This is a genomic window from Sediminicola arcticus, assembly GCF_040566695.1.
In the GTDB taxonomy this organism is placed as follows: domain Bacteria; phylum Bacteroidota; class Bacteroidia; order Flavobacteriales; family Flavobacteriaceae; genus Sediminicola; species Sediminicola arcticus.
In genome coordinates, this window is record NZ_JBEXAE010000003.1 from 146,190 (window position 1) to 158,302 (window position 12,113).

Genomic DNA, 12,113 nt, shown 5'->3' on the forward strand with positions numbered 1-12,113 from the left:
AAAATCCCATATTATTTAATATGGGATTTTTTATTTGTAGTAGTTCCTATTTAAGGTTCTTCCTAAAAGTTTTTCGTCGCTTGTAAATTTGTGGGTCAAAGTGTTTCCAAAGTTGGCGTATGGCCACATTGTCTTCTAACTCTGGCGTTCTATAGCAGTATTCAATACCTTTTTTCGAAAACGTCTTATGGTATTCACTAAAAATGACGGCTGTAACCCCTTTATTTTGATATTCGGGATGCACTCCAATAAGATAAAAAGTAACATCTTTACTATTCTTTTTTGCCTTAAGTAAATGATAAAGACCAAAAGGGAACAATTTTCCCTTAGCTTTTTGTAATGCCTCAGAGAAAGAAGGCATAACAATACTAAAAGCTATAAGGTTGTCATCCTTATCAACAACAAATTTGATATACTCTGGATTGATGAAACTGATGTATTTCTTTTTGAAATATTCTTTTTGAATAGCTGTGATTGGAACAAAGGAGGAAAGTTTAGCATAGCTTTCATTAAATAGATCAAACATCTTGTCCGCCATGGGCATTACTTCCTTAGTCTTTGTGAAATTAATGGCTTTTACCCCATATCTCCGCTTGACCAATTCATTTGCCTTCTCAAAAAATTTAGGGTTTGCATTAATAAAAGGGAATTTATTTTCTGCATATTCTTTTTCCTTTACAAATCCAAAATGCTCAAAATGGTTTACGTAATAAGGATGATTGTACCAGGTAATCATTGTGCCTATGTGGTTAAAACCTTCTGTTAATACCCCTACTTTATCCATATTAGAGAACCCTACAGGGCCTTCCATATATTCCAATTGATGTTGCTTCCCTATTTCAGCCACTTTGTCTAATAAAGCACCCGAAACCTCAAAATCGTCAATAAAATCGAACCATCCAAAGCGCATTTTATTCACTTTTTGTTGGTTGATTTCTATCTTATTGATTATTCCTGCAACTCGTCCAACAATTTGATCTCCTTTGTAGGCCAAAAGGAACCATGCTTCTGCATCCTGAAAAACGGGATTCTTAGATTTATCAAAAGATGCCAATTCATCATTGATAATTGGGGGGACCCAATAAGGGGAATTTTTATATAGTAAAAAAGGAAAGGTGACAAACTTCTTTAAATCGGATTTAGAGATAGCTTCTTTTATCGTGATCATCTTATATGTTTTCTATCATCAATATTAGTAATATTAATCAATAGAATAAAATACCTCTCCAATATTCGGTGTTAATTGATGATATGCCTTTCTCTATCAACTTTGTTTATTCAGAAGTCAGTTTCATCATTATTTTTATTTTTCTTTTTCTTCTTCTTTGATTTTTTCATACTGCTTGAACTGATACTTCCATTTTCTCCATCATTTTGGTCTTCAATGGGCATCAATGCATCTCGGTGCATATCCAAGCGATAAGAGAAACCGACCGTTCCAAATTGTTTGGAAGGGGTATTTTTAAAGTTGGTGGCTATATTAATATCCGCTTGAAAATTTTTATTGAATAAGTATGCTACACCTGTTCTTACTATTGCATCGGCATAGCGATCACTTTTAATACCTTGGTGCTCAAGAAAGACACTCCATTTAGGATTGCCCAATGCATGTGAAACAGAAACGATATAACTCATTTCTGGAAAATCTGTTCCAATCCTATCATAGGCAATATTTGAAATAAGAACAAACCTAGAGGATAACCGACTTTGGGTGGTCAACATCACACGGGGAGAAACTATTGGATCTCCAGAATAATAAGGGTTTTCCCCCAGAACAAAATTGGCGCCAGCATATATGGAAATTGCGGGAATTAAACTTTTAAGTTTAAAGCCATGATTGGCTTTCCAACTATATAGGTTAGGTTTATTGCTTTCAGGATTTTTAAAAGGATCGTAAAGCAAATACTTTAGACCCAATCTATTTCTCGTGAAATCCTTTCTAGTAAGGTCTAGATCTTGTTGGGTATAAAAAATGTCTTCCTTAACATAAGAACCTTCGTAGTAAATTTCCAATGACTCAAAAAACAGACCATAGCGCAAGGCGATATCTATTCCTAAAAAGTCAGATTCGGTGAACAACTTTACGTGCTCATCTTTTTGCATGGTAGACCCAATTTCAGCTTGTAGCACATTTTTGCCAACGGCATAGGCACTAACTGATTGTCCTGGTCTATTGGAATTTATGACATCCGTATATTGGGAATTCATCGATATGGGTAATAAGAATAGAAATGACAGGAATACTATTTGAGGATATTTCATTGTAAAGGGGTTACTTAAAGGCATGTTTTTATTATTATTTTATGACTTTTACACTATGTATACAACGCTATAATTGTATTTTTGATATAAATTTTTGAAATAATATGGGTTTGTTAAAAACAGTATTAATCATTCTGTTAGTATATTTTTTTCTCAAAATATTGGCTAAATGGTTTGGTCCGAAAATATTGCGATACGCTGCAAAAAAAACCGAGCAGCATTTCAAAGAAAAGTTTGGTGGTTTTCCCAATCAAGCTTCAGCTAAAGAAGAGAAAGCGGGAGAAGTAATCATTGAGAAAAATAAGGGCACAACCTCTTCATCTTCTAAAAAAGTTGGAGAATACATAGATTTTGAAGAAATTGACTAATTAATACCACAACCACCAACCATGAAAATCGGCATTAAAGCGCTATTTATACATTTTTTTATTCTTGTTCTTTTTATTATTGCCTCGTTGGCATATTTCCATCCAGTTTTACAAGGAAAGAAAATTTTTCAATCGGATATTGCCCAGTATACTGGAATGGCTAAAGAACAAGCCGATTTTAGGAACAATTATGGAGAAGAACCTTATTGGACCAACAGTGCTTTTGGAGGAATGCCAACGTATCAATTAGGGGCCCACTATCCGCATAACTATGTGAAGCAATTGGATAGTCTCATCCGATTTCTACCTAGGCCGGCTGATTATTTATTTTTGTATTTTATAGGCTTTTATATTCTCCTATGTTGCATGAAGGTAGATTATAGATTGGCAGCCTTAGGAGCATTGGCATTTGGATTTTCCACCTATTTGATCATCATATTGGGAGTTGGTCACAATGCTAAAGCGCACGCCATTGGATACCTTCCTATTATACTTGCAGGAATTGTATTGACATTCAGACAAAAATACATTTGGGGCTTCATTCTTACAGCCTTGGCCATGGCACTAGAGGTAAGCGCCAATCACTATCAGATGACCTATTATTTTATGTTATTGGTTGTAGTTGTTGGAACTGCTTATCTTATTGATGCGATTATAAAGAAAACCTTCAAGAACTTCTTTTTTTCAATAGGCATTTTAATAGGTGCTGTTTTTTTAGGGATACTGGTAAATGCTACTAGTCTAATGGCAACCAAGGAGTATGCCGATTGGAGCACTAGGGGGCAAACAGAATTGACCATTAATCCTGATGGTTCTCCAAAGATAAATACGAGTGGGTTGGATAAGGAGTATATCACCCAATACAGTTATGGTATTGCAGAATCCATGAATTTATTTGTTCCTAGATTGTTTGGGGGATCTAATAGTGAAGATTTGGGGACAGAATCCAATGCCTACACTTATTTGACAAACCAAGGATTATCCAGGACAAAGGCTTTGGAATTTACTAGTGGCTTACCACTATACTGGGGAGACCAACCTATTGTGGCCGCTCCGGCTTATATTGGCGCTATCGTTTTCTTCCTTTTTATTTTAGGAATTTTCTTGGTTCAGGGCAAGGCGAAATGGTGGCTAGTAGGGGGAACCATTATGGCGCTTTTGCTTTCGTGGGGTAAGAATTTTGGATTATTGACCGACTTCATGATCGACTTCTTCCCCTTATATGATAAGTTCAGGGCCGTATCTTCGATACAGGTGATATTGGAATTATGTGCGCCAATTCTGGCAGTATTGGCTTTAGTAGAATTATTTAAACCTACTTTGGAGAAGACTAAAAAACTGAATGCACTTAAGGTTTCGGTTTTAATTTTTTTAGGTTTTGTAGTCTTACTGTTCCTATTAAAGGGTACGTTCAATTTTGTTGGGCAAAGCGATGATACCTATAAAAAATATTTCGGAGAAGAAATCATGACCATGATACAGTTGGATAGGGAGTCTGTTTATATTAGTGATCTAATCCGATCCCTAATATATGTCCTATTGGCTGCAGTAGCACTTTGGCTTTATATCAAAGAACGAATCAAAGAAAATTTATTGGCTCTTGCTTTGGGCTTACTACTAGTATTTGACCTTGTGGGAATTGACCTTAGATATGTAAACGAAAGCGATTTTGTTAGGGCAAGACAAATGGAAGAGCCGTTTCAAGAAACTGCTATGGATAAGGAGATAGCTAAAGATCCTAGTATTTTTAGAGTATATGACCCGTCTGAAGGTTTAAATGGTGCAAGAACTTCTTATTTTCATCAGTCTATCGGAGGATATCATGCTGCAAAACCAGCAGCATTACAGGAATTGTTCGATTTTCATGTATATAAGAACAACATGCGCGTTTTGAACATGCTCAACGTTAAATACGTAGTTCAGCAAGACGAAGATGGTAGGGATTACCCCGCATTAAATCCATATGCCAGTGGCAATGCATGGTTTGTAAAGACCTTAATTCCCGTAAAAAATGCCAATCAGGAAATTCAAGCATTGGACAGCTTGGATGTCATCAACGAGGTGGTCATAAATACGAATGACTTTCCAAATATTACATCTCTCTCCTTTCAAAAAGATTCCACGGCGACTATTAAACTTTTAGACTATAGTCCGAATCATTTGACCTATAGGTCAATAAATGTCCAAGATGCCTTGGCCGTTTTTTCAGAGATGTATTATGCCGATGGATGGAATGCTTATGTGGATGGAATCAAAACTCCCCATTTTAAAGTAAATTATATCCTAAGGTCAATGAAAGTACCCGCCGGAAATCATAAAATAGAATTTAAATTTGAACCAAAGGTGATTGAAACTGGGGGAACCATTACTTTGGCCAGCTCTGTGCTTTTAGGTCTTTTTGTTCTTGGTGGTATCGGTTTTTCGTTATGGAATTTGCGTAAAAAGGAAGATTCTTAATGAAAAAGGTTCTCATTATCACTTATTATTGGCCTCCGGCTGGAGGACCCGGTGTACAGCGGTGGTTAAAATTTGTAAAATATTTAAGGGACTTTGATGTTGAGCCAGTGGTATATGCTCCTGAGAATCCTGAATACCCAATAAAAGATAGTTCTTTTGAAATGGAGATTCCTGAGGGGGTCAAGATTTACAAACATCAAATTTTTGAGCCCTATCAATTGGCTAGTATTTTTTCAAAAAAGAAAACAAAAAGAATCAGTTCTGGAATAATCAAGACCAGAGATCAGTCATTTTTGGAAAAAATCTTGTTATGGATCCGCGGCAACCTATTTATCCCAGATGCTAGAAAATTTTGGGTAAAACCATCTGTAAAATATTTACAGCAGATAATAGAGAAAGAAAAGATTCAAACAATAATTACGACAGGGCCTCCACATAGTGTGCATCTTATTGGATTGAAGCTTAAGGCAAAGATTAATTTACATTGGATTGCTGATTTTAGAGATCCATGGTCCTCTATTGGCTATCATAAAAAGCTAAAATTATCCAAAATCGCGCAAAAAAAACATCTTCAATTAGAATCAGAGGTGTTGAATAAGGCAGATTCCATAATTGTGACTAGTAAAACAACTAAACGAGAATTTTCCAATATCACAAACAAGCCTGTAAATGTTATTACAAACGGATTTGATTATGCTAAGGATTCTGCGCATAAATTAGACGATACGTTTACAATAGCACATATTGGGTCACTATTGTCCGGCAGAAACCCAAAAGTATTGTGGCAGGCATTAAAGCAACTTACTGAGGAAAATTTAGATTTTAAGAAAGTATTGGTGTTGGAGCTTATAGGAGTAGTTAGTAAAGACGTACTAGAATCTATCCAAGGTCACGGCTTGGAAGACTATATCCGCCTAGAAGGCTACGTGTCACATGAAAAGGCAATTGAAAGGCAGCAAAGTTCACAAGTATTAGTATTGGTAGAAATAGATAGCGAAGAAACAAAGGGAATTATACCAGGAAAATTCTTTGAATATATGAATGCAGAACGACCAATTTTGGGAGTTGGTCCCAAAGGATGGGAAGTGGCACAAATGATTTTAGAAACCAATACAGGGAGTGCATTTACATATACGGATTGTGTAGGAATCAAGGCACAACTATTGAAATGGTTCCATGAATACCAAAAGGGAGAACTTCATGTAAAAAGTGGACATACCGATCAATACAGTAGAAGGGAACTTACTGGGAAATTAGCAAAGTTGATCTTATGGGAATAATCTTTAAGCAATCATTTAAAAACACCCTTGTAACCTATGTTGGTTTTGGTATTGGCGCTATAAATACTCTCTTTCTTTATACCCGGTTTCTCACCGATGAATATTATGGATTGGTAGGGGTTATTTTATCCACATCGGCTATTTTAATGCCATTGTTGGCATTTGGGGTTCCTAATACCTTGGTGAAATATTACAGTGCTTTTGAGGATAAAAAAAGTGCTGATGGTTTCCTCACCTTAATGTTAATTTTACCCCTGTTTTTAATAATACCTGCCACGGCTATCACTTATTTTGGGTATACCATGATTGGCGATTTTTTATCAAAAGAAAACCCGATTGTGAAAAGTTATGTATGGTATATATTTTTTATAGGGTTCGCCATGGCCTATTTTGAAGTTTTCTATTCTTGGGCAAGAATAAGGATGAAGTCGGTTTTTGGTAATTTTATGAAAGAGGTTTTTGCCAGGATTGGAGTTACTATTTTATTGATCTTGGTTTATGGTGACCTAATATCAATTGATCTATTTTTAAAGGCTATGGTTGCGGTCTATTTGTTGCGAACCATTATAATGAATATTTATGCGTACCGATTAAGAATGCCCAAACTCAATTTTTCATTTCCAAAAAGAACGCCGAGCATCATTAATTATAGCGCCCTCATTATTCTAGGAGGTTCTGCTTCTGTTATTTTATTAGAAGTAGATCGATTTATGATTAATCAGTTTATACAAATTGAGAACGTGGCCTATTACAGTGTGGCCATATTTATAGCAACGGTCATAGCTGTGCCAGCGAGATCTATGCATCAAATAGCCTATCCTCTGACTGCAGAATTATTGAACAATAAGGATACGTTGGGCATGAAGAGGCTTTATGAAAAGAGTTCCCTGACCTTGTTTATAGTTTCGGGTTTATTGTTCGTGCTTATCATATTAAACCTTAATGACCTTTATTATTTAGTGCCGGAAGCCTACAGAGGAGGCTTTGTGGTGGTTCTTTTAATTGGTTTGGCTAAAGTATACGACGCATTGATGGGAAATAATAATGCTATTTTATACAACTCGGATTACTATAGGGCCTTATTGGTTATGGGCGTGCTGTTGGCCATGCTTACCATTTTATTCAATCTATGGTTGATTCCAAAATATGGAATCAATGGTGCTGCATTTGCTACATTTACAGCTATTTTTATATACAATACTATAAAACTGGTCTATGTTAAGATAAAATTTGGGATACAGCCTTTTACGATGGAAACTTTGAAAGTTTTGGCGCTTTTAATAGTTGTTATCGCCTTATTTTCCGCTCTGCAGTTTGCTTTTCACCCTATTGTGAATATCCTTTTAAAAGGTTTATTAATTTCCGTATTCTATATTGGGGTCCTTTATCGTTTTAGAATATCAGAGGATGTGTTTGGGTTGCTTTCGAAATACTTGAAGAGAAAGGATAACGGGCTGGATTAAATAATTCGCAGGTAATTCCTAAATGTAAAAACCCCACATCAATAAAATTGATGCGGGGTTAAACAACTAACCAACCTAAAAACTATATTTTAAAAATCCCTAGAACTTCTTCCTCTAGAACTAGAAGTGGAAGCGGTACTTCTTTTATTCCCAGTAGCATCTTTTCCTACGCGACTAGGAGTAGAAGTTCTGGAAGATACTTTTGAATTTCTAGAACCATCGGACTTAGAAGAAACCGATTTTTGTGTTCTTGTCGTTACCGTTCTCTCAGAATTTCTTCCTTGTGGTTTTTTATAAGAAGTACTGGACCTAGTATTTGTCGTACTCCTTGGTGATCTAGTAACTTCTTTTTTTGATTCCGTTCTAGTTACAGCAGGCTTTGATGATCTACTTTCGCTAACATTTCTATCAGTACTTCTTTTAGAATCATAGTTGGACCTATCCGATCTAGTAGACTTGTCATTTCTATCAACGCTTCTTTTAGCATCATAGTTCGATCTATCATTTCTGTTAGACTTTCCATTTCTTGTATAGTCTACACTTCTACTTTCGCTTCTCTTGATTACATTACCCGAAGTCCTATAGTTATTATCTCTTCTAGAATTATTCTCTCTAGCCACAACACGGTTATCATTTCTATAGATATCAGATTTCCTGTAATTATCTTTTTTGTATCTATGCTCATTACCAAATTTGGCATAATACCTTCTATTGTTGTTTTGATAAGGTCTATAATAGGTGTAGCGAACTGGTTCGTAATACCTTCTATAAGGTCTGTTGTATACTAAACACAATCCCACTGCTGGTCTTGCAAAATAATTGTGAAAAGGTCTGTACAAATAGTTTCTGTTATACACGTTAATGAACCCAGTATGGTGACTGTATATCCCATTTCTGTTATAGTATACATATAGGCCACCCAATCTATTTACCCTTCCTCTATTATAAGAGATATCTACGTTGCCTACTTGGGTAACCCGACCGTAATAATCATAATATATTGGAATGTTCTCTACCTGTAGTACTGCACCATAATCGTCATATTGTACATATGGATTATAATCGTATCCAGAGTTATACGTTATATTAACGTTTCTAAAGTTAACATTGGCGTTTACTACAGCTCTATCCTCTAAATAAAAATCGAATTCTCCGTCTGGATATACTGAAAACGTAATGCCATCTTCAACAAAAATGAAGGAGTTGTTGTAATTATAAGCATTGCGTGTTGCAACCTTATCTTCTACCGTAACAGCCATGGCGCTGGAAGCACCAAAAATCAACGCTGTAAAAAGGAGTATTAAGTTTCTCATGATATAAGGTTTTAAAGTTCAGAATGTAACTATTTACATTCGATAACCTTAATTCAAAGAGCGTGCCAAAAAATATCTAATAATTATAAATAATTGATAATCAATATATTAAAAATATAATTAGCACTATAATTTGTCCTTTAAATATTTTGCGGTAAATGATTTTTCATTTTTTGCGACTTCTTCTGGCGTTCCCTGAGCCATTAATTGCCCTCCATTATCTCCACCTTCTGGACCTAGGTCAATGATATAGTCGGCACATTTGATCAAATCTATATTATGTTCAATAACCACAATGGAGTGGCCTTTGGATATTAAAGCATCAAAGGATTTTAATAGTTTTTTTATATCGTGGAAATGTAGTCCAGTTGTAGGTTCATCAAAAATAAAGAGTGCTTTTTCCTTAGTACTACCTTTTACCAAAAACGAAGCGAGCTTAATTCTTTGTGCCTCTCCTCCAGATAGGGTAGAAGATGATTGGCCTAAAGTTACATAGCCTAAGCCCACGTCTTGCAAAGGTTTTAATTTGCCTTGAATTTTAGATTGATTGTGTTTTTCAAAAAAATCAATAGCATCATCAATAGTCATGTTTAGTAGATCATCAATATTGATATCTTCAAATTTTACTTCTAGAATTTCCTTTTTAAACCTTTTACCATTACAGGCATCGCATTCTAGATGTACATCGGCCATAAATTGCATTTCTACGGTGATCTCTCCTTCTCCTTTACATTTTTCACAGCGACCGCCATCCACATTAAAAGAAAAGTGTTTGGCTTGGTATCCTCTTAATTTGCTAAGTTTTTGGTTAGCATATAAGTTACGGATATCGTCATAGGCCTTTATATAGGTAACAGGGTTGGATCTTGAAGACCGTCCTATTGGATTCTGGTCTACAAACTCAACATGTTTTATAGAGGAATAGTTCCCTGCTACCTCAGTATACTGTCCGGCTTTTTGGCCATAGCCCCCGACCTCTTTTAAAATTATAGGATATAGTAAGTTTTTAACCAAAGTACTTTTTCCACTACCTGATACACCAGTAATAACGGTAAGTACATTTAAAGGGAAGGTTACGTCAATATTTTTTAGGTTATGTTCCCTAGCACCACTAATATGTATGTGATTTTCAAATTGTCTTCTTTGCTTAGGGACTTCTATAGACATGGTTCCATTTAGGTATTTTGCCGTTAGAGATGTAGAGTTCAAAATATCCTGCATCGTACCATGTGCCACCACATGTCCACCATGCGTGCCGGCTTCTGGACCAATATCTATGACTTCATCTGCGGCCTTCATGATATCCTCATCATGTTCTACCACAATAACCGTATTGCCGAGATCCCGTAACGATTTTAAAACGTCAATTAGGTTTTCTGTATCCTTTGGGTGCAAACCTATACTTGGTTCATCAAGGATATACATAGAACCCACTAGACTGCTACCTAAGGAAGTAGCTAAATTGATACGTTGGCTTTCTCCTCCGGATAGGCTGTTGGATTTTCTGTTGAGCGTCAGGTAGGTTAAACCCACCTTATTCAGGAATCCCAGTCTGCTCTTTATTTCCACCAAAAGGCGGGATGCTATTTGTTCGTCATGTTTACTCAAGGAAAACTCATTAAAAAACTGGATAAGTTTAATAATTGGCAATTGAACGAGTTCAGAAATAGATTTATCGGAAACTTTCACATAATCGGTCTCTTTTCGTAATCTGTTTCCTTTGCATACATTACATTTGGTTTTACCCCTATATCGGGATAGCATAACCCTATTTTGAATTTTATAACTCTTTTCTTCTAAGGTTTGGAAAAACTTATCAATACCTATAAAGTGTGAATTACCGTTCCAAACCAATTGTTTTTGTGTCTCACTTAATTGGAACCAAGGCTTGTGGATGGGGAAATCAAACTTATATGCCGCATTCACTAACTGATCTCTATACCAACCCATGCTTTCTCCTCTCCAGGGAAAAACAGTATTTTCATAAACAGATAATGAGGTGTTTGGTATTACCAAATCCTCGTCTATTCCAATAACATCTCCATAACCCTCACATTTTGAGCAGGCTCCATATGGATTATTAAAACTAAAAAGGTGCACGTTGGGTTCTAGAAATTGCATCCCGTCCAATTCAAATTTATTGCTAAAATGAATTTGTTCACCACTATCTAACTCCTCAATTACACAATTGCCATTCCCTTCAAAAAAGGCGGTATCAATAGCATTTGCCAATCTATTGTAAAAGTCCTCATCATCTTTGGTGATGATACGATCTATAACAAGATCAAATTCCCGATCCATTTCAGTAATGCTATCATCGATTCGAATTACTTCTCCTTTATATTTAATCCTAGCGTAACCTTGTTTGGAAAATAGCTGTAACGATTTAATAGGATCTCTGTCCGATTTAATCTGAATGGGAGCAAGTAGTAATAACTTTTTGCCCTCCTCATAATTTTTTATATAATCCACTACATTGGCAACCGTATGTTTCTTTACTTCAAGTCCAGAAATAGGGGAAATGGTTTTTCCAATACGGGCAAAGAGTAGTTTAAGATAATCATAGATTTCCGTGGTGGTCCCTACTGTTGATCTTGGGTTTGTGGAATTAACTTTTTGTTCAATAGCAATAGCAGGTGCTATTCCTTTTATATAGTCTACCTTTGGCTTGTCTAATTTGCCTAAAAATTGCCTGGCATATGAAGAAAGGGATTCCACATAGCGACGTTGGCCTTCAGCATAAAGGGTATCAAAAGCCAAGCTTGATTTCCCGGAACCCGACAGCCCGGTTATGACCACAAGTTTATTTCGTGGAATTACAACGTCAATATTTTTTAAATTGTGCAATTTGGCACCCTTTATTATAATATTGTGCTTAGGATTAACATCTAATATTGTGGACATATGCTTATTTAAGGCTGCAAAGATACGATATGTCCTTTTTAATAACTACAATCCTTACTTTAACAT

Annotated in this window: 8 protein-coding genes; 4 read left to right on the forward strand and 4 right to left on the reverse strand. The window is 35.8% G+C overall.

What is annotated here, in order from left to right:
• Window positions 1-46: 46 nt before the first annotated feature.
• Together ABXZ36_RS07315 and ABXZ36_RS07320 are read right to left on the reverse strand one after the other, a co-directional pair.
• Window positions 47-1,168, reverse strand: a complete 1,122-nt coding sequence (locus tag ABXZ36_RS07315) for a GTP cyclohydrolase (RefSeq protein WP_354614853.1) — start codon at window positions 1,166-1,168, stop codon at window positions 47-49.
• 110 nt (window positions 1,169-1,278) lie between these two features.
• Window positions 1,279-2,262, reverse strand: a complete 984-nt coding sequence (locus ABXZ36_RS07320) for a transporter (protein ID WP_354614854.1) — start codon at window positions 2,260-2,262, stop codon at window positions 1,279-1,281.
• Between the two features lie 104 nt (window positions 2,263-2,366).
• Between ABXZ36_RS07320 and ABXZ36_RS07325 the strand changes: the two genes are divergently transcribed.
• From ABXZ36_RS07325 to ABXZ36_RS07340, 4 genes are read left to right on the forward strand one after another with little or no spacing between them, the layout of a single operon-like run.
• On the forward strand, window positions 2,367-2,630 hold the full coding sequence (locus ABXZ36_RS07325) for a DUF4834 family protein (protein WP_354614855.1): 264 nt from the start codon (window positions 2,367-2,369) through the stop codon (window positions 2,628-2,630).
• A gap of 21 nt (window positions 2,631-2,651) precedes the next feature.
• The gene (locus tag ABXZ36_RS07330; protein ID WP_354614856.1) at window positions 2,652-5,087 is read left to right on the forward strand and encodes a YfhO family protein; all 2,436 of its coding nucleotides are present in this window, start codon (window positions 2,652-2,654) and stop codon (window positions 5,085-5,087) included.
• Entirely contained in the window at window positions 5,087-6,367 is a 1,281-nt protein-coding gene (locus ABXZ36_RS07335; protein ID WP_354614857.1) for a glycosyltransferase family 4 protein, read from the forward strand. The genes ABXZ36_RS07330 and ABXZ36_RS07335 overlap by 1 nt, the downstream gene beginning before the upstream one ends.
• Window positions 6,358-7,830 carry an oligosaccharide flippase family protein gene (locus ABXZ36_RS07340; protein ID WP_354614858.1) on the forward strand — a complete coding sequence of 491 codons (1,473 nt, stop codon included), beginning with the start codon at window positions 6,358-6,360 and terminating at the stop codon, window positions 7,828-7,830. The genes ABXZ36_RS07335 and ABXZ36_RS07340 overlap by 10 nt, the downstream gene beginning before the upstream one ends.
• Window positions 7,831-7,919: 89 nt before the next feature.
• Here the strand turns inward: ABXZ36_RS07340 and ABXZ36_RS07345 are convergent, their stop codons facing one another.
• Both ABXZ36_RS07345 and uvrA read right to left on the reverse strand, forming a co-directional pair.
• The gene (locus tag ABXZ36_RS07345; RefSeq protein ID WP_354614859.1) at window positions 7,920-9,143 is read right to left on the reverse strand and encodes a hypothetical protein; all 1,224 of its coding nucleotides are present in this window, start codon (window positions 9,141-9,143) and stop codon (window positions 7,920-7,922) included.
• A 126-nt stretch (window positions 9,144-9,269) separates the two neighbouring features.
• Window positions 9,270-12,047, reverse strand: a complete 2,778-nt coding sequence (gene uvrA, locus ABXZ36_RS07350) for an excinuclease ABC subunit UvrA (RefSeq protein WP_354614860.1) — start codon at window positions 12,045-12,047, stop codon at window positions 9,270-9,272.
• Between the last annotated feature and the right edge of the window lie 66 nt (window positions 12,048-12,113).

Coding starts and splice junctions, on each gene's coding strand:
- ABXZ36_RS07315 (WP_354614853.1), bottom strand. CDS start 1,168: ATGATCACGATAAAAGAAGCTATCTCTAAATCCGATTTAAAGAAGTTT.
- ABXZ36_RS07320 (WP_354614854.1), bottom strand. CDS start 2,262: ATGAAATATCCTCAAATAGTATTCCTGTCATTTCTATTCTTATTACCC.
- ABXZ36_RS07325 (WP_354614855.1), top strand. CDS start 2,367: ATGGGTTTGTTAAAAACAGTATTAATCATTCTGTTAGTATATTTTTTT.
- ABXZ36_RS07330 (WP_354614856.1), top strand. CDS start 2,652: ATGAAAATCGGCATTAAAGCGCTATTTATACATTTTTTTATTCTTGTT.
- ABXZ36_RS07335 (WP_354614857.1), top strand. CDS start 5,087: ATGAAAAAGGTTCTCATTATCACTTATTATTGGCCTCCGGCTGGAGGA.
- ABXZ36_RS07340 (WP_354614858.1), top strand. CDS start 6,358: ATGGGAATAATCTTTAAGCAATCATTTAAAAACACCCTTGTAACCTAT.
- ABXZ36_RS07345 (WP_354614859.1), bottom strand. CDS start 9,143: ATGAGAAACTTAATACTCCTTTTTACAGCGTTGATTTTTGGTGCTTCC.
- uvrA (WP_354614860.1), bottom strand. CDS start 12,047: ATGTCCACAATATTAGATGTTAATCCTAAGCACAATATTATAATAAAG.